17 protein-coding genes, 1 tRNA gene and 1 pseudogene are annotated in these 17792 nt (G+C 70.9%); 5 read left to right on the forward strand and 14 right to left on the reverse strand.

What is annotated here, in order from left to right; translation table 11 throughout:
• Positions 1 to 37 precede the first annotated feature (37 nt).
• The 12 genes from ABZ906_RS32985 to ABZ906_RS33040 form a co-directional block, all read right to left on the reverse strand.
• Positions 38 to 1774 carry an ABC-F family ATP-binding cassette domain-containing protein gene (locus tag ABZ906_RS32985; RefSeq protein ID WP_361389260.1) on the reverse strand — a complete coding sequence of 579 codons (1737 nt, stop codon included), beginning with the start codon at positions 1772 to 1774 and terminating at the stop codon, positions 38 to 40.
• A 63-nt stretch (positions 1775 to 1837) separates the two neighbouring features.
• Complete coding sequence (locus tag ABZ906_RS32990; RefSeq protein WP_361183944.1) at positions 1838 to 2323, reverse strand: hypothetical protein; 486 nt, start codon at positions 2321 to 2323, stop codon at positions 1838 to 1840.
• Between the two features lie 57 nt (positions 2324 to 2380).
• Positions 2381 to 2500 (reverse strand) — tRNA-OTHER (locus tag ABZ906_RS32995).
• A 136-nt stretch (positions 2501 to 2636) separates the two neighbouring features.
• On the reverse strand, positions 2637 to 3986 hold the full coding sequence (locus ABZ906_RS33000; protein ID WP_361389263.1) for a PQQ-binding-like beta-propeller repeat protein: 1350 nt from the start codon (positions 3984 to 3986) through the stop codon (positions 2637 to 2639).
• Positions 3983 to 4531, reverse strand: coding sequence for a SigE family RNA polymerase sigma factor (locus ABZ906_RS33005; protein ID WP_361389266.1), 549 nt, complete (start codon positions 4529 to 4531; stop codon positions 3983 to 3985). Before ABZ906_RS33005 ends, ABZ906_RS33000 begins: the two co-directional genes overlap by 4 nt.
• A 116-nt stretch (positions 4532 to 4647) precedes the next feature.
• Positions 4648 to 5097, reverse strand: coding sequence for a response regulator (locus ABZ906_RS33010; RefSeq protein WP_361389269.1), 450 nt, complete (start codon positions 5095 to 5097; stop codon positions 4648 to 4650).
• A complete protein-coding gene (locus ABZ906_RS33015) occupies positions 5094 to 6635 on the reverse strand; it encodes a CHASE3 domain-containing protein (protein ID WP_361389521.1) in 1542 nt (513 codons plus the stop codon). The genes ABZ906_RS33010 and ABZ906_RS33015 overlap by 4 nt, the downstream gene beginning before the upstream one ends.
• A 70-nt stretch (positions 6636 to 6705) precedes the next feature.
• Positions 6706 to 8025 (reverse strand): fused response regulator/phosphatase, encoded by a 1320-nt coding sequence (locus ABZ906_RS33020; protein WP_361389272.1) that lies wholly within the window; start codon positions 8023 to 8025, stop codon positions 6706 to 6708.
• Between the two features lie 255 nt (positions 8026 to 8280).
• Positions 8281 to 8850 (reverse strand): DinB family protein, encoded by a 570-nt coding sequence (locus tag ABZ906_RS33025; RefSeq protein ID WP_361183957.1) that lies wholly within the window; start codon positions 8848 to 8850, stop codon positions 8281 to 8283.
• Positions 8851 to 8927: 77 nt separating this feature from the next.
• The gene (locus ABZ906_RS33030) at positions 8928 to 9320 is read right to left on the reverse strand and encodes a VOC family protein (protein WP_361183959.1); all 393 of its coding nucleotides are present in this window, start codon (positions 9318 to 9320) and stop codon (positions 8928 to 8930) included.
• Complete coding sequence (locus ABZ906_RS33035) at positions 9317 to 9610, reverse strand: metalloregulator ArsR/SmtB family transcription factor (protein WP_361183961.1); 294 nt, start codon at positions 9608 to 9610, stop codon at positions 9317 to 9319. Before ABZ906_RS33035 ends, ABZ906_RS33030 begins: the two co-directional genes overlap by 4 nt.
• Positions 9611 to 9680: 70 nt before the next feature.
• Positions 9681 to 10490 carry an IclR family transcriptional regulator gene (locus tag ABZ906_RS33040; protein WP_361389275.1) on the reverse strand — a complete coding sequence of 270 codons (810 nt, stop codon included), beginning with the start codon at positions 10488 to 10490 and terminating at the stop codon, positions 9681 to 9683.
• 119 nt (positions 10491 to 10609) lie between these two features.
• Between ABZ906_RS33040 and ABZ906_RS33045 the strand changes: the two genes are divergently transcribed.
• The 4 genes from ABZ906_RS33045 (at position 10610) to ABZ906_RS33060 (ending at position 14875) form a co-directional block, all read left to right on the forward strand.
• Positions 10610 to 11569, forward strand: coding sequence for a 5-dehydro-4-deoxyglucarate dehydratase (locus ABZ906_RS33045; RefSeq protein ID WP_361389278.1), 960 nt, complete (start codon positions 10610 to 10612; stop codon positions 11567 to 11569).
• Positions 11570 to 11663: 94 nt separating this feature from the next.
• Positions 11664 to 13001, forward strand: a complete 1338-nt coding sequence (locus tag ABZ906_RS33050) for a gluconate:H+ symporter (RefSeq protein WP_361389280.1) — start codon at positions 11664 to 11666, stop codon at positions 12999 to 13001.
• A 58-nt stretch (positions 13002 to 13059) separates the two neighbouring features.
• Complete coding sequence (locus ABZ906_RS33055; protein WP_361389282.1) at positions 13060 to 14391, forward strand: enolase C-terminal domain-like protein; 1332 nt, start codon at positions 13060 to 13062, stop codon at positions 14389 to 14391.
• Positions 14392 to 14407: 16 nt separating this feature from the next.
• Positions 14408 to 14875 carry an SAM-dependent methyltransferase gene (locus ABZ906_RS33060; protein WP_361389284.1) on the forward strand — a complete coding sequence of 156 codons (468 nt, stop codon included), beginning with the start codon at positions 14408 to 14410 and terminating at the stop codon, positions 14873 to 14875.
• Here the strand turns inward: ABZ906_RS33060 and ABZ906_RS33065 are convergent.
• On the reverse strand, positions 14865 to 15668 hold the full coding sequence (locus ABZ906_RS33065; RefSeq protein WP_361389286.1) for a TetR/AcrR family transcriptional regulator: 804 nt from the start codon (positions 15666 to 15668) through the stop codon (positions 14865 to 14867). The two genes, ABZ906_RS33060 and ABZ906_RS33065, sit on opposite strands and share 11 nt — an antisense overlap.
• Before the next feature lie 23 nt (positions 15669 to 15691).
• Between ABZ906_RS33065 and ABZ906_RS33070 the strand changes: the two are divergent.
• A pseudogene (locus ABZ906_RS33070) lies at positions 15692 to 16852 on the forward strand (MFS transporter); the annotation flags it as partial.
• 297 nt (positions 16853 to 17149) lie between these two features.
• On the opposite strand, the gene ABZ906_RS33075 reads toward ABZ906_RS33070, so the two are convergent.
• The gene (locus ABZ906_RS33075; protein ID WP_361389289.1) at positions 17150 to 17755 is read right to left on the reverse strand and encodes a TetR/AcrR family transcriptional regulator; all 606 of its coding nucleotides are present in this window, start codon (positions 17753 to 17755) and stop codon (positions 17150 to 17152) included.
• Between the last annotated feature and the right edge of the window lie 37 nt (positions 17756 to 17792).

The following is a 17792-nucleotide window of genomic DNA, read 5'->3' on the forward strand; positions in this document are numbered from 1 at the left end:
CCCGGACAGCTAGACCCGGACAGCTGGACGTGGACGGTTAGACCGGCCGGGCCAGCCGTCCGTCGGCCAGCTCCAGCAGGCTGTCGCGATGGTGTTCGCGCAGGGCCCGGTCGTGGGTGACCATCACGACCGGGCCGGTGAACCGCTCGACCGCGGCCTGCAGTTGCTCGACCAGGGCCAGGCTGAGGTGATTGCTCGGCTCGTCGAGCAGCAGCAGGTTCGGGCGCCGCGAGAACAGCAGCGCCAGTTCGAGCCGCCGCAGCTGCCCCACCGAGAGACGGTTCACCGGAATGTCGAAGTCGGCGCTCCCGAACAGGCCGAAGCGGGCCAGCTCCCGCGCCGCGTCGTCGACGTAGGCGGCGCGGTGTGCGGCGAAGGTCTCCAGGACGCCGCGCCGCTCCCCGGAGAAATGGCTCTCCTGCGGCAAGTAGCCGATGCGCAACCCTGGTTCACCCGTCACCGCTCCCGCATCAGGTGTCCGCAGGCCGGCCAGGGCGGACAGGAGCGTGGACTTGCCCGCACCGTTCGGCCCGGTGATCACATGCAGCGTGCCGGGGGCGAGTTCAAGGTCCACGCCCCGCAGCACGTCGCCCACGACCAGGCCATCGGCCCGGAGCAGCACACCGTCGCCGGACAGCCCGGCGCCCTCGTTCTCCGGATCGCTCGCCGGGTCGCTCGCCGGTTCGCTCTCCGGCGCCGTGAAGGTCAGGGGCTCGGGCGGGCGCCGCACCTCCTCGTCGAGCAGCCGCCCCAGCTGCTGCCTGGCCGCGCGGGTCGCGCGCGCGGCGGCGGCCTGGGCGGAGCCTCCGGCGAGGTTGTACGAGAGTTTGTCGCTGTCCCGCATGCCGCTGAAGGTGCGGCCGGATCTGGCCGCCTTGTCCAGGCGCCGCCGGGTCTCCGCCAGCTCCTGGCGCCAGTCGCGGTACTCCTGCCACCAGCGTGCCTGTGCCGCGGCGCGCTCGTCGAGGTAGTCGCGGTAGCCGCCGCCGTAGCGCACGGTGGTGCCGCGGGAGCCGTCCAGGTCGACGATGGCGGTGACGGCGGTGTCGAGCAGCACCCGGTCGTGCGAGGCGATCAGGCACGGCCCCTGGTACCGGGCCAGCCATGGCACGAGCCAGTCCACCGCACGGTCGTCCAGGTGGTTCGTCGGCTCGTCGAGGAGCAGTCCGGCGGGTTCGGCGAGGACCAGTTCGGCGAGCGCCAGGCGGGAGCGCTCGCCGCCCGAGAGGGTCGCGGTGGGCCGCAGCCGGTCAAGGCCGCCGAGGCCGAAGACGTCGAGCACCTCGCCGACGCGGGCGTCGAGTTCCCAGCCGCCGCGCCGGGCGAACTCGTCCTGGAGCCGCCCGTACTCGCCGAGCACGTCGCTCAGATCTTCCTTGCCGGACGACATCAACTCCTCGGCGGCGCGCATGCGTTCGGCCATCTCGCCGAACTCTTCGGTCGCCCGCTCCAGTACGGTCTCGATGGTCGCCCCGGCCGGAAAACCGGGCTCCTGCGGCAGAAAGCCCACCTGGCCCGCGACCGCCCGTACGACCTGACCGCGCTGCAGCGGCAGTTCACCGGCGAGTGCGCGCAACAACGTCGACTTGCCCCGTCCGTTCTCGCCGATCAGACCGACCCGCTCGCCCCGTGACACCTTCAGCGAGACATCACGCAGCACGAGGCGGTCCCCGAGCACGCAGTGCACGTTCTCGGCGAGGAGGTGCGCGGAGCGGTGGTCGCCGGAGAGGACGTCCTGTGCGTCGCCGGGACCGCCCGCATTCATGTCGGACATAGGGAAGAGCTCCTGTCGTACGCCGATGGCCGTCGGCCGAAAGCCTCTGGAGAGCCGTTGCGGTCAGTCGGCCAGTGGTGTTCCGCAGCGGGCGCAGTAGCGGGCGTCCCGTTCGGCGGCGAGGCTGCCGCACGCGGGGCAGACGCGGTCGAGCAGGCAGACCGGCTCCCCGGCGTCGGACCCGCCGGACGATTCGGCGCCGGGAGCCGGGCGACGGCGGTGGGCACTGGTGTAGACGAGCCCCTCCTCTCCCGCGTCCACGCAGCGGCTCATGCCCGCGGGAAGCCAGGCGAGGGCGCCGGGTGCGAGCTGCCAGGTCGCGTCCGGGGTGCGCAGCTCACCGGTGCCGGTCAGCACGGTGAGCAGCACACCGAACGCCTCCTCCGTGTGCTCTCCGATGCTCGCGCCCGGAGCGAGGCGGACGACATCGGCGTCCAGTTCCCTCGTCCGGTCGCCGAGCGACCACAGGACGCTGATCTGGCCTCGCCCGGCGGCTGCGGTCTGTTCCGGTCCGACGAAGACCGGAGCGGCGGGGGCAGGGGCGTTCATGCGAACTCCAGTCGGTGCGGACGGGCGGCGGCGCACGGCTCTCGTGCCGGTCGGCTGCGGCGCCGGCGGGATTCGAACCCGCGGACAGGGAAGGGCAAGGCCCGCCCGGCTCCCGTCAGTCGGCGTACGAGGGGCTTCCCGTACGCCGATCGCAATGGGCCGCTCTGCCACGGCACCGCAACCTGCGGGACCGCGCGATCCCGCTCCGGCGAGGATAAGGACAGCACCCGGCGGGTGCGAGTTCATTATCGCCGCGGACCATCGCCGCGGGCCGCAGGACGGGGCGGCCCACGGCGGACGGTGCCGGGCCGGGTCAGCCGCCGGTGCGCGGCAGAAGGGAGACCATTTTGCTTCCCTTCAGGGCGACCAGCACGTCCTGGTAGAGCAGGAGTTGGGGTGTGTCCGCCCGGCCGGGGCCCGGCTCGTCGATGTCGACGCGGGTGTGCCAGACCTTCTCGCCCGTGCGCAGATCGAGGGCGGAAAGATCTCCGGTCGGGTTGAGGAAGTACACGACCCCCTGCCTCTGGGACACCACGGGAGCGGCGATGAACATGAACGCGTCCTCGTGCGGCATCTTGATGCCCGCGGGGGCGGTCCACAGGGTCTTTCCCGTGGTCACGGAGTAGGCCGAGGCCTTGCCTTCCCTCGTCACGGAGATCAGACGGTCGCCGATGACATCCGTGGTCGCCCCCTCCCCCGGCATCCGGTAGGAGTGCCAGGTCTGCGCTCCCGAGCCGTTGACGGTGGTCAGCCGCAGCTTCCTGTCCGACGGCTTCCTCTCCCCCGCCAGGACCATCCGGTCCCCCGTGCTCCCCATCAGCAGATGCCTGCCGGGCAGGGTCGTGACCTTCTCTGCGGCTCCGGAGGCGGGGCTGAGCCGGAAGACGTCGGTGTCGTGCGGCTTGTCCGTGTCCCGCGTGCACAGGAGATGGGGCACACCGCTCAGCACCGCGCGTTCGCACGCGATGCCCTTCTTCCAGGTGTAGTGCCATTTCTCCTCGCCGGTGCGCGGGTCGAGGGCCGACATGGTGCGCAGCGATGGGGTGTTCGCGAAGACCGCGCCGTTGATGAGCATGGCGGCCTGGTCGGTGCGGTCGTCCTGCGGCATCTTCTTCTTCCACAGCACGTCGCCGGATTCGGCGTCCACCGCCATCAGATCCGTACCGCCCATGTAGTCGCCGTTCGGCTGCTTCTTCACGGTGTGGTTGCGGTAGCCGTAGACCACGCCGTCCCGTACGGCGAAGGGGTGGTCGATCCCGTCACCCTCGCCGTTGACCTTGACCGCCCACAGCCGTTCACCGGTGTTGGCGTCGAACTTCGCGGCGTCGTACTTGTACCCGGCGCAGTACAGCGCCGAGCCGTCCACCAGGCAGCCCCGCTCACTGGCGCCCGGCGCGTCCTTCTGCCACGCCTTCCAGCCCTCGGGCGACGCCGCGGGGCGCACGGGCCGGTCCTGCCCGGACCCGTCGCCGCCCCCGAATCCGAGGACCGCCCCCACGGTGATCGCCGCTACCGCCACGGCAGCCCCCGCTGCCTGCGACACACGGCGCCTGCCGCGCCGCCGCATCACCTGCTCGGCCAGATCGCCCGGCGCCCGCACCCGGTCCAGGGCGACCGCGTGCAGTGTCTCGCGGACCTTCTCCTCCACGTGCTCGGTCGTCATCCCTGCATCTCCTTCGGCGAGTAGCTGAGCGGCTGCGCCTGTCCCTGTGGCCTCTCGGGCCCGAGTTCGGGGACGAGGTCCCGGAGCTTGGCGAGCGAGCGGTGCGCGGTGCTGCGCACCGTGCCGACCGGGCATCTCAGCAGCGCCGCGACCTCCGCCTCGGGCAGGTCCTCGAAATAGCGCAGCACGACCACGGCCCGCTGCCGCTTCGTGAGGCGGCCGAGCGCCGCCCACAGCGCGATCCGCAGCTCGGAGTCCGCGTCGGCTCCCTCATGGGCGGACTCGGGCAGCACGGGCACCGTCGTCTCGGCGCGGTGCCGGCGCAGCCGCCAGCGGTTGACCTGCTGGCGGTACATGATCTGGCGGACGTACGCCTCGGGCTGCTCGATGCGCGCCCAGCGTCCGTAGGCCTTCATCAGCGCGATCTGCAGCAGATCCTCCGCCGCATGCCGGTCTCCACCGGTCAGCAGCACCGCGAGCCGCAGCAGCGCGGTGGAGCGCATCGCCACGAACTCGCGGAACTCGTCGTGATTTGAGGCCTCCATCGACCCTCCCCTTCTTGGCAACCATCACGACGCGATGGGCCGCCCGCCGCTATCCGCCGGCGGGCGAAATTGTGTGTTCACACCAAGAGGGGTCGCGGAATGCGGAGTTAGCGGGCTCAGCCCTGGCGGCGCGGCAGGCGTACCACCTGGACGAAGAAGTCGTCGATCTGGCGTACCGCGGCGATGAACTGGTCGAGGTCGACGGGCTTGGTGACGTAGGCGTTGGCATGCAGTTTGTAGCTGCGCAGGATGTCCTCCTCCGCTGCCGACGTGGTCAGCACCACCACCGGGATGTCCTGGAGGTCCGGGTCCGACTTGATCTTCTCCAGTACCTGGCGCCCGTCGTACTTGGGGAGGTTGAGGTCGAGCAGGATGAGGTCGGGCCGCGGCACTCCGGCGTGCGCACCGCGCCGGTAGAGGAAGTCGAGGGCTTCCTCGCCGTCGCGGACCACGTGCAGGTTGTTGCGGATCTTGTTGTCCTCGAACGCCTCGCGCGTCATCAGCTCGTCGCCCGGGTCGTCCTCCACGAGGAGCACGTCGACGGGCGCGGGAGAAGGGGTGGTCATGTCAGGGCCTCTTCCTCGGTACGGGATTCGGTGTCCTCCGCGGGGTCGGCGTGGGAGGGCAGGGTGAAGCAGATGCGGGTTCCGTCGGTGTGGCCGCTGTCGATCCAGATGTGGCCGCTGTGATGCTCGACGATCTTCTTGCAGAGGGCGAGGCCGATGCCGGTGCCGCCGTAGGCGTCGCGGCCGTGCAGCCGCTGGAAGATGACGAAGACCTTCTCGGCGAACTCCTCGGGGATGCCGATGCCGTTGTCGGTGACGCAGAGGTTCCAGGTACCGGAATCCGCGTCCTCCTCGCAGGTGATCCGGATCCGCGGGGTGCGTTCGGGGTGGTGGAACTTGACGGCGTTGCCGACGAGGTTCTGCCAGAGCATGGTCAGGAGCGTCGGGTCGCCGACGATCTCGGGCAGGTGCTCGGGGCGTTCGATGACCGCGTCGGTGTCCCGGACGGACGTGTCCAGGTTGGCGAGGGCCTTGGTGAGGGCCTGGTCGAGATCGACGGGGACCTGTGCGTCGTTGAGCCGTCCGACGCGGGAGAAGGTGAGCAGGTCGTTGATGAGGATCTGCATGCGCTTGGCGCCGTCCACCGCGAAGTCGATGTACTGCTTGCCGCGGTCGTCGAGCGTGTCCCCGTACCGCTTCTCCAGGAGCTGGCAGAAGGAGGCGACCTTGCGCAGGGGCTCCTGCAGATCGTGCGATGCCACGTAGGCGAACTGCTCCAGCTCCGCGTTGGAGCGCCGCAGCTCCACGGCCTGGGCGTCCAGTTCGACGGCCTGCTGGGTCAGGACGTCCCGCTGGCGGCGTGAGGCCCCCAGCTCCTCGACGATCTTCTGACGCATGTCTTCCACGTCTTTCGCCACCGCTTGGAGGTCCGCGGGACCGCCGATCGTGATGACGTGGTCGAAGTCGCCGCGCGCCACCTGCCGCGAGGAGACGCGCAGCGCGTCCAGCGGGCGGACCACCAGACTGCGCACCAGGAACGCCAGGGCGATACCGGCCAGCAGAAACACGCCCACCATGGTGCCGAGGACCACCGTGCGCACCGTACGGGAGCTGTCCAGCTCGTCCTTGCCGCCTTCGACGGCCCGGGTCAGGTCGGCGTTCTGCGCGGCCCACACCGTGCGGATCTGGTCGAAGACCTCCTTGCCCCGCTCGGCGCTCTTCTCGGCGACGGCGCGCGGCTCTCCGGGCTTGACCTCGGACACCAGGGGTTCGGCGTACGCGCGCCGCCAGTCGGCCGCCTCGCGCTGGACGGCCTTGAGGTCCGCCATCAGCTCGGGCCGGTCCCCGATGAGGTCGCGCAGCCGAGCGGCGGCGCGGGCCTCGTCCTTCTTGCCCTTGGTGTAGGGGTCGAGGAACTGGCGGTCGGCGGTGATGGCGTAGCCCCGGACGCCGGTCTCCTGGTTCACCAGGGCGGCCTGGAGGCGGTATGTCTGCGTCTGGGCGGGCTGGAGGCGGTCGGTCAGCTGGTCGGTCACCTCCGCGGTCTGGCCGAGGAGGCGGGCACCGACCACGGCACCCGCGACCACCAGGAGCACCATCAGGGCAAGGACCAGCTGGATCCAGCCCTGCACCGTCAGCCGGCGGCCGATCGTCGCACTGCTCGGCGTCTCAACCACGGCGTTGTTCTCCGATACTGCTCTGGTGGCGGCTCTCGACCGCGGTGCTCGCCGGTTCGCCCGCTGCCACTGCTCCGTCACCGTCGCTGTCTGCGTCGTCTGCGTCGTCTGCGTTTGCGCGCCAGTGCAGGTGCACCACGGCCACGTCGTCGGCCAGGCCGCCCTGCGCCTCGGCGAGGTTCTCCGCCCGCTGGATCAGCGTGTCGACGAAGGCCGCCGGGGTCAGTGCGCCCATCTCGCGCGCGAGGCCCAGCAATCCCTCCTCGCCCAGACGCTCGCGGCCCCTGCCGGTGTGCCCTTCAAAGAGGCCGTCGGTGAAGAGCACCAGCGCCGAGCCCGCCGGCAGGGGCACCTCCTCGACGGGCCAGAGCCGCACGCCGGGCGCGACGCCGAGGGCCGGGCCGCCCGCGACCTCCACCCATTCGACGCCGCCGCTCGCGGTGCGCAGCAGCATCCCGGGGTGGCCGGCGCGCGTCAGCCGCGCATGCCGCGCCCCCGCCGGGATGGAGAGGCTCGTCAGGGTGGCGAAGACGTACGGCTTCACCCGCTCCGCCAGCATGATCTCTTCGAGCCTGCCCACCTGCTCGGGGCCGGTGACACCGCTGAGCACCAGGGTGCGCCAGGCGATGCGCAGTGCCACGCCGAGGGCCGCCTCGTCCGGGCCGTGCCCGGAGACGTCGCCTATGAGCGCGTGTACGGCGCCGTCCGCGCTCTGCACGATGTCGTAGAAGTCGCCGCCGAGGAGGGCCTGCGCGCGGCCGGGCCGGTAGCGGGCCACGACGTCCAAGCCCGCGCCGCCGAGCAGCGGCCGGGGCAGCAGCCCCCGCTCCAGACGGGCGTTCTCCTGTGCCTGCATCTGGCTGGCCTGCAGGGCGACGGCCGCCTGCTCGGCCTGCTTGCGCTGGATCGCGTAGCGCACCGCCCGGCCGAACAGCTCCGGTTCGACGCGGCCCTTGACGAGGTAGTCCTGGGCGCCCGCGGCCACGGCGGCGGAGCCGGTCTCTTCCTCGGCCAGGCCCGTCAGGACGACGACGGCGACCTGGTCGGCGAGGGACCGGATCATGGACACGGCTTCCAGGCCGTGGGCGTCGGGCAGATGCAGGTCGAGCAGCACGCAGTCCGGCACCGCGGAAGCCAGTGCCTCGCGCGCCTCGGCCATGGAACGCACCCACTGCAGCCGCATCTTCAGGGCGCTGTCGGCGACGAGTTCCTCCACCAGGAGCGCGTCGCCGGGATCGTCCTCGACGAGCAGCACGGAGGGCTGCGCCAGTTGCCGGGCCGCCGCGGTGTCGCCGTCGGCGTCCACACGCATGCCGGAAGTCCATGGCTGTGACGCCACCGCTCTGCTCCCGCCTTCCCCACCCGGTAAGTCCGCCCTGCCGTTCGGCCGTTGCCGAAGGACGGCCCCTACGGCGAGTCAGCCCGCGGCAGCCGTACGGCGGTCCCCGGATCTTCGCACAACGCGCACATCGCTGGTAGCGAACCTATCGCGGGGTGAGAGCCTCGGTGGCGTTCGCCGTAATTCTACGTACGCCTTCGGCGGCGGAGGCGAGGACCCCCTTTCTCGCTACTGGCCGACTCTGCCGTCGATGCACTCGCGCAACAGGTCGGCCTGTCCGCAGTGCCGGGCGTACTCCTCGATCCGGTGCACCAGCAGTTCCCGTACGGCGAAGCCGTCCTTCCCCAGGCGCTCCCCCAGGTCCGGGTGCTCGGCGAGGGCGGCGTCCGTCGCGGCCTGCTCGCGCGCCAGGTCGGCGTACGCGGCGTCGACCACGGCCTGCTCGCCGACGGCTCCGTCGAAGTCGGCGTCGCGCTTGCCGTACAGCTTGGGCAGCGGATCACCGTCGCCGAGCCAGTTGCGCCAGTCCCGCTCCACCTCGGCGAGGTGCCGGACCAGGCCGAGCAGCGACATCGTCGACGGCGGGACCGAGCGGCGGGCCAGCTGCCCGGCGTCCAGGCCCTCGCACTTCATGCGCAGGGTCAGGCGGTAGCCGGCCAGGAAGTCCTGGAGCGTCGCCAGTTCGCCGTCCGGACTGACGCCGTCGCTGTTGCGGGGGTCGTCGTCCGGATCGACCCACATGTCGGGATAGGTGGTGGCCTGGCTCCATCGATCAGGTTGGTCGCTCATGGGCGCCATGGTCGCGGCTGCGCACCCGCCGCGCCACCGACTTTCCGGCGCCGCGCCGCGCCCGGGTGCCTTGCCGGTGCGCCCGCTTACTTGGTGTGCTCGATCTGGATGAGGTTGCCGCAGGTGTCGTCGAGGACCGCGGTGGTGACCGGACCCATCTCCAGGGGCTCCTGGGTGAAGAACACCCCGAGCTCACGCAGCCGCTTGAACTCGGCCTCCACGTCGCTCACGGCGAAGGCGGTGGCCGGGATGCCGTCCGCGACGAGCGCCGTCTTGTACGGCTGCACGGCGGGGTGGCCGGAGGGCTCCAGGAGCAGTTCGGGGCCGTCGGGGTCTTCCGGGGAGACCACGGTCAGCCACCGGTCCCCGCCGTCGCCCATCGAGATGTCGTGCTTCTTCACGAAGCCGAGGACGTCGGTGTAGAACCGGGCGGCTTTCTCCTGGTCATCGACGAAGACGCTGGTCAGGTGGATCTTCATGGGGTGTTCTCCGGTGCGTCGGGCCTGAGCCATCGGGTCGCGATGAGCTCAAGGGGTTCGGTGTTCAGGTCGTGGAACTTGTAGCGGCCCTCGCGCCGCGAATGGACCAGGCCGGCGGATTCCAGTACGGCCAGGTGCTGGCTGATCGCCTGGCGGGACAGCCCCAGGCCGTGCTTGTTCATCAGCCGGGCGCATATCTCGAACAGCGTCTGGCCGTCCCGCTCCACCAGCTCGTCGAGGATGTGCCGACGGGTGGGGTCGGCCAGCGCCTTGAACACATCGTCCGCCATGCCCCCACCATAGGCAAGTCGCGGCTTACCTATCAAGTGATGCCTTCGCCGCCGGCCGGCGCCTTGGCCGTCAGCGCCAGTCGGGGGCGCCCGCGACGGGCGACAGGAGGCTTTCGATCTTTGTCTGGATCTCCCGCATCACGGACACGACGCGGCTCTGGTGTGCGTCGGTGAGCCGGGCCACGGGCACCGAGCAGCTGATGGCGTCGACGGCCGGTACGGCGTAGCGCAGGGCGAAGCCGAAGCCCGCGATGCCGGTCACCGTCTCCTCGCGGTCGATGGCGTATCCGCGCTCGCGCACCCGCCCGAGGTCGGCGAGCAGGGCAGCGCGGTCGGTGTGGGTGCTCTCCGTGAGGGCCGTCAACGGCCCTTCGGGCAGCGGGAGTTCGGCGTCCGGGCGCTCGGCGAGGAGCGCCTTGCCCAGGGCCCCGGCGTGCGCGGGGACGCGGCGGCCGACCCGGCTGATGGTGCGCAGGTATTCATGGGACTCGCGGGTCGCGAGGTACACGACGTGCGGGCCGTCGAGCCGGGCCAGGTGGGCCGTCTCGCCCAGGGCGCCCGAGGCCTCGTCGAGGTACGGGCGGATGGCGCGCACCCGCTCGTCGCCGTCGAGATAGCTCGTGCCGGTGAGCAGCGTGCGGATGCCGATGCCGTAGAGGGATCCGGTGGTGTCCGTGCGCACCCAGCCGCAGTCGACCAGCGTCTGGAGGAGCTGGTACATGCTGCTGCGCGGCACGCCGAGCTCTTCGGCGAGTTCGTCCAGACGGGCGGGCCGGTCGGCGCGCTCGGCGAGCAGTTCGAGCAGCGCCACGGTGCGCAGCGCCGACTTCACCCCGCGGACACCCGGGCCGGCCCCGCGGTCCGTTCTGCTCTCCGCCATGCGCCCATCGTAGATCCGCGCCGCCTGGCCATTGACCCCGTTCGTTCATGACTCTAGCCTCCATTCTCATACGTGGACGCCATCTGCATATAGAGATGAGATTCGTGAACACGCTCAGCATGAACAGCCTCAGTACGCAGTCCCTGGACGTCGTCCGGCGGCTCCGGGAGGGCATGGCGCGCGGCGTGCTGTCCTTCCCGCTCACGAGCATGAGCGGCGACGGCAGCCTGGACCCGGAGTCCTACCGCGCCTATCTGACCGCCCAGTTGGACACCCGGCCCGGCGCGGTCTTCCCCGCGTGCGGAACCGGCGAGTTCTTCTCGCTCGACGAAGAGGAGTACCGCGCGGTCATCAGGACCACGGTCGAGGTCGCCGACGGCCGTCTGCCGGTGGTGGCGGGCACCGGATACGGCTGGGCCCAGTCGCTGCGGTTCGCCCGGATCGCGGAGGAGGAGGGCGCCGACGCCCTGCTCGTAATGCCCCACTACCTGGTGGAGGCGTCACAGGACGGCCTGGTGGAACAGCTGCGCCGCATCGCCGCGGGCACCGCGCTCCCCCTGATCGCCTACCAGCGCGGCCAGGTCACCTTCGACGCCGCGGCCCTGCGCAGGATCGCCGGGATTCCCACCGTCATCGGCCTCAAGGACGGGCACAGCGACCTCGACCGGCTCCAGCGCCTCACCCTCGCCGCCCCCGACGGCTTCCTCTTCTTCAACGGCGCCGCCACCGCGGAGATCCAGGCCCGCGCCTACGCCACCGTGGGCGTCCCGGCCTACTCCTCCGCCGTGCACGCCTTCGCCCCCGAGATCGCCGACGCCTTCTTCGCCGCGCTCGGGGAGCAGGACGACGCGGCTGTGGACCGGCTCCTGCGCGAGTTCTACGTCCCGCTGGTCGAGTTGCGCGACCGGGCTCCGGGGTACGCCGTCTCGCTGGTCAAGGCCGCCGCCCGGCTGCGCGGTCTCCCGGTCGGCCCGGTGCGCGCGCCGCTGACCGATCCCGGCCCGGACGACGTCGCCGACCTGGCGAGGGTCCTTGACGCGGGTCTCGAGCTGGTCTCCGCCGCGCGCCACAGGGCCTGACCCGTCACACCTTCCCGCCTACAGCCCCCCGCAGCCCCACCCCCCGCACCGCCGTCTGCACGCGACTTGATCCACAGTTCAAAGGGGAACTGAAATGCCGCTCGTCGTAGTCGGGGTCAGCGTCTTGATCCTGCTGTTCCTCATGACCCGGTTGAAACTGAACGGCTTCGCCGCCCTCCTGTTCGTCGCGGTCGGCGTCGCGCTCGTGCAGGGGATCCCGGTGGCCACCATCCCGGACGTCCTCTCGGAGGGCATCGGCGGCCAGATCGGCGACACGATGCTGGTCATCGGGCTCGGCGCCATGGTCGGCCGTGTCATGGGGGACTCCGGCGCCGCACAGCGCATCGCCAACAAGATGCTCGACGCGTTCGGACCGCGCTGGGTCCAAGTGGCCATGGTGGTCACGTCGATGCTCATCGGCGTCACCATGTTCTACGAGGTCGCCTTCATCATCATCGTGCCCATCGCCTTCACGCTGGTCCGCGTCACCGGCGCGAAGCTGCTGTGGATCGGCCTGCCGATGTCCATCACGCTCTCCACGATGCACAGCTTCCTGCCGCCGCACCCCGGCCCCACCGCCGTGGCCGCGACGTTCGACGCCTCCGTCGGACTGACCCTGCTCTACGGCCTGTTCATCGCGATACCCGCCGGCGCGCTGATCGCCCTCGTGTGGCCGCGGCTTCCGTTCATCAGGGCGATGAACCCCTCCATACCCAAGGGCCTGGTCAGCGAGCGGGAGTTCACCGACGAGGAGATGCCGGGCCTGGGCTGGGCGCTGGCCGTGGCGCTCTTCCCCGTCGTACTGATCGCCGGTGCCTCGGTGACCGAGATGGCCGTCTCCGGCGAGAGCCCCTTCCTCCACTTCATCACCTTCATCGGCTCGGCCCCGATCGCACTGCTCCTGACCCTCCTCCTGGCCATCTGGGCGTTCGGCCCGCGCATCGGCCGGAGCCTCGCCGAGGTCAGCGCTTCCTGTACGTCGGCGGCGCAGGCCATGGCCATGATCCTGCTGGTGATCGGTGCGGGCGGCGCCTTCAAGAACGTCCTGGTCGAGGGAGGCATCTCCGACCACATCAAGGACACCACCCACGGCTGGGCCATCTCGCCGCTCATCCTGGCCTGGCTCATCGCGGTGATCCTGCGCATCGCCCTCGGCTCCGCCACCGTCGCGGTCGTCACCGCATCCGGCGTGGTGCTGCCGCTCCTGGCGGGCAGCGGCGTCCACCCCGAGATGCTCGTCCTCGCCGTCTCCTGCGGATCGATCGCGTTCTCGCACGTCAACGACCCCGGATTCTGGCTGTTCAAGGAGTACTTCAACCTCTCCGTCATCGAGGCCATCAAGGTGCGCACCACCTATACGACGGTGCTCGCGATCATCGGCCTCGGCGGCGTCCTCGCGGTGGAGTGGGCCCTGGACATCCTCAGCCTGTGACCCGCCCGACCGCCGCCGCACCCTCCCCCGTCTCCCGCACCCCGAGGAATTCCCGATCATGAGCAGTCAGCCGACCGTCACCGCCTTCACCGTCTACCCGGTCGCAGGCCGGGACTGCATGGAGCTGAATCTCTCCGGCGCCCACGGCCCCTACTTCACCCGCAACATCGTGGTCCTGAAGGACTCCGAAGGACGCACCGGCCTGGGCGAAGTACCGGGCGGCGAGAAGATCACCCGGACCCTGCGCGACGCCGAGCCGCTGGTCGTGGGGGCCCGCATCGGCGACTACAAGCGCGTCCTGCGCGAGATGGGCGAGCGTTTCGCCGACCGTGACGCCGGCGGACGCGGCGCCCAGACCTTCGACCTACGCACCGCGGTGCACGCCGTCACCGCCGTCGAGTCCGCGCTGCTCGACCTCCTCGGCCAGCACCTGGAGGTGCCCGTCGCGGCGCTGCTCGGCGACGGACAGCAGCGCGACTCCGTGCGCGTCCTCGGCTACCTCTTCTACGTCGGCGACCCCGACCGCACCGATCTCGACTACGTCCGCGAGCCGGAATCCCCCGTCGACTGGCATCGCGTCCGGCACGAGGAGGCCCTGACCCCCGAAGCGATCGTCCGGCAGGCCGAAGCCGCCTACGACCGCTACGGATTCCGGGACTTCAAGCTCAAGGGCGGCGTCCTTCAGGGCGCGCAGGAGGTCGCCGCCGTACGGGCGCTGAAGGACCGCTTCCCGCAGGCCCGCATCACCCTCGACCCCAACGGCGCCTGGTCCCTGCGCGAGGCGATCGAGTTGTGCGCGCCCCTGACCGACGTCCTCGCCTATGCCGAGGACCCCTGCGGCGCCGAGGACGGCTACTCGGGCCGTGAGGTCCTCGCCGAGTTCCGCCGGGCCACGGGACTGCCGACCGCCACCAACATGGTCGCCACCGACTGGCGGCAGATGACCCATGCCCTGGCCCTGCAGTCGGTCTCCATCCCTCTCGCCGACCCGCACTTCTGGACCATGCAGGGCTCCGTACGCGTGGCGCAGCTGTGCAACGCGATGGGTCTGACCTGGGGCTGCCACTCCAACAACCACTTCGACATCTCCCTGGCCATGGTCACCCACTGCGGGGCCGCGGCCCCCGGCGACTACAACGCCCTGGACACCCACTGGATCTGGCAGGAGGGCCTGGAGCGCCTCACCACCGCCCCGCCGCGCATCGTCGACGGGGAGATCGCCGTGCCCGACGCACCCGGCCTGGGCATCGAGCTCGACATGGACCGTCTCCTGGCGGCACACGAGCTCTACCGGCAGAAGGCGCTCGGCGCGCGCGACGACGCCACCGGCATGCGCTACCTCATCCCCGACTGGCAATTCGACAACAAGCGCCCCTGCCTGGTCCGTTGAGGGATAGAACCGTGCCATGCAGAGCTTCGAGATCACACCGATAGGCACCGTCCGCAACCACCGGACGGACGTACAGGACACGGACAACTGGGGTGCCGTCCGCAGCACCATCACCGTCGACGAGCGCTTCGGCGAGGCGTGCCTGCAAGGCCTGGAGGGCTTCTCGCACGTGGAGGTCCTCTTCGTCTTCGACCAGTTCCCGGACGACGGCGACTACCGCGAACCCCGCCCCTACCGCGGCCGCGCCGACCTCCCGCCGGTCGGCATCTTCGCCGGCCGCGGCCCCCGCAGACCCAACCGCATCGGGGTCACGTCCTGCGCCATCGCATCAGTCGACGGCCGCGAACTGACGGTGGTGGGCCTCGACGCGGTCTCCGGCACCCCGGTCATCGACCTGAAGCCGACGATGGAGGAGTTCCGCGCGGTGGACGTCAAGCAGCCGCAATGGGTCAGCGATCTGATGTCGGACTACTTCAAGCCGTAGCCGGCCCGGAAGCTCTGCCGGGGCCCTCGACGAGGGCTTCGACCCCGTCCAGGAACCGTTCGAGTCCGAACTCGAAGAGCGTGCCCAGTTCGAGGTCGAAGTCCTCGTCCCCGAAGAGCGTGGACAGGACGGGATAGGCCCCCGCGGTCTGGATGGCGTCCATCCGCGGCTCGTTGGACGCCATCCACTCCTCGGGGGTCATGCCGGTGTCCTCCCGCGCCCGGGACTCCAGCTCGATGGCCAGCGCGACACCCTGGGCGTAGCCGAGGACCGCCAGGTGCACATGGATCATCTGGTACGGCGTGAGCCCAAGCCCGCTGAGGACGGCGAGGACCCGCTCCGTGTACCGCATCGCGTGCGGTGAGGCCATCGGCCGGGTCAGACCGGCCATGGCCCGCCCCAGCCAGGGGTGACGCTCGTAAAGACGCCACAACCAGCTTACCTCATGGGCCAGTTGGTCGCGCCAGCCGCGCGGCCGGGGCCCCGGCGGTTCCTCGCTGAACACCGCTTCCGACATCAGCCGTACGAGTTCGCCCTTGCTCGGGACATGCCGGTACAGGGCCATGGTGGACGTACCGAACTCGCCCGCGAGGCGGCGCATGGACAGGGCCGCGAGACCCTCCTCGTCGGCGAACGCGATCGCGGTGCGGATGATGCGCTCGCGGGTCAGGCCCTGGCCGGGTGCCACCCGCCGCTCCCGTCCGGCGTCCGCGACCACCGTGCCGACCCCGGGCACGGCGCGCACAAGGCCCTCCTGGTTCAGCGCGGCCAGCGCCTTCGTCGCGGCGGCCATCGCGACGCCCCACCTGCGTCCTGATGCTGCCCCTGCTGCTGGTCTCGATGGACGTCTCGATCCTCTACTTCGCCATCCCCTACGTCAGCCAGGATCTTGAGCCGAGCGCCACCCAGCAGCTGTGGATCCTCGACATGTACGGCTTCGTCCTGGCCGGCCTGCTCATCACCATGGGCGCCCTCGGGGACCGCATCGGCCGGCGCACGCTGGTGCTCGCGGGCGCCGCGGTCTTCGGTGCGGCCTCGGTCGCCGCCGCGTACGCGCACTCGGCCGAACTGCTCATCGCCGTACGGGCGTTGCTGGGTCTCGGTGGCGCCGCCCTGATGCCCTCGACGCTCGCCCTGATCCGCAACCTGTTCCTCGACGAGAAGCAGCGCGGCAAGGCCGTGACCGTGTGGACGACCGTCATGACCGCGGGCATCTCCCTCGGTCCGGTCGTCAGCGGTCTGCTCCTGGAACACTTCTGGTGGGGTTCGGTCTTCCTGATCAATCTGCCCGCGATGGTCCTCCTGCTCGTCCTGGTCCCGTTCCTGGTGCCGAACTTCAAGGCCCCGCGGCAGGGCCGCTTCGACCTGGCGAGCGCGGCGCTCTCGCTCACCGCCCTGCTCCCGCTCATCTACGGCATCAAGGAACTGGCCCAGCACGGCTACGAACCGCTGCCCGCACTCGGCGTCACGTCCGGCCTTGTGCTCGGTTACGCCTTCGTGCGCCGCCAGAAGCGTGCGGCGCACCCGATGATCGACCTCGGCCTGCTGGGTCAACGCACCTTCGGCGGGCCCCTGTTCGCCAACATGCTGGCCATGTTCGCCACCGTGGGCATGGCCGTCTTCCTCACCCAGTATCTGCAGTCCGTCCTCGGCAAGAGCCCGTTCGAGGCCGCCCTGTGGAGCCTGGTGCCGGGCGCGAGCCTGATCGTCATGGCGCCGGCCTCGGCGGCGCTCGCCCAGCGCGTCGACCGGGCGTATGTCATGGGCGGCGGGTTCCTCCTTTCCTCCGTCGGCTTCCTGTGGCTGACGCAGGTGCACACCGACTCGGCCCTGTGGACCACGCTGACCGCCGGCGCGGTCTATGCGGGCGGTCTGATCGCCGCCATGACGCTCGCCAACGAACTCGCCATCGGCGCCGCGCCGCCGGAGCGCGCGGGCTCGGCCGCGGCCGTCCTCGAGTCGGGCCAGGAGCTGGGCGGCGCCCTGGGCATGGCGATCCTCGGCTCCGTCGGCGCGGCCGTCTACAGCCGCGACATGGCCGACGCCCTTCCGGCCGGGGTTCCGCACGCCGACGCGGTGCGCGAAACCCTGGGCGGCGCGACGACAGTGGCCGCGCAGCTTCCCTCCCGTACGGCGGATACCGTACTGACGGCCGCGCGGGACGCCTTCACCCACGGGATGGGCTTCGCCGCACTGGGCGCGGCGATCGTCATGGCCGCCGCGGGCCTCTTCTGCGTCCTCTGGCTGCAGGGAGCGGGCAGGACCGTTCAGGAGTCACCGGGCGGGCCGTCGCTGCACGGCGTCGGCGATGACCGCGGTGACGAGGTTGCTGACGGTTTCCGTGGTCGGCGGGCCGGAATCGCGGTCCGCGAACAGAAGGTGTCCGCCGCCGACCAGAGAGAGGGTGAGTGAGTCGATGTCGGCGTCGGCGGCGATACGGCCCCGTTCGCGCTCGTCGGCCAGATAGGCGGAGATCGCGGTCGTGCCCCCGGCGAGGATCTCGATGCCGCCGCCGGGCCTGGCCTGCCGCAGCCGGGCGCGGAGCTCGTCCCGGAAGGTGATGAGCGGGATGATCGCCACCGCGACCGGCCCGAACAGGGCGATCAGCGCGCCGGTGAGGTTGTCGGCCACGGTGCCGCTGCCCGCGGCTTCGCGCAGCGCACCGGCGTGCGTATCGAGCTGCGCGGCCCGGTCGAGCACGAGCTCGGCGAGGAACGCGTCGAAGTCGGAGAAGTGCCGGTGCAGGACGCCCTTGGCGCAGCCGGCCTCGTCGGTGACGGCCCGGCTGGTCAGCCCGATCGGGCCCTCCCGCAGCAGCACGCGTTCGGCGGCGTCGAACAGCTGCTGCCGCGCGTCGCGAAGGTGCACCCCGGTCGGCATTCCACTGGTCCTCTCGTACGTCGGCCCGTCGGCACCC

The organism is Streptomyces sp. NPDC046925 (assembly GCF_040644915.1).
Classification (GTDB): domain Bacteria; phylum Actinomycetota; class Actinomycetes; order Streptomycetales; family Streptomycetaceae; genus Streptomyces.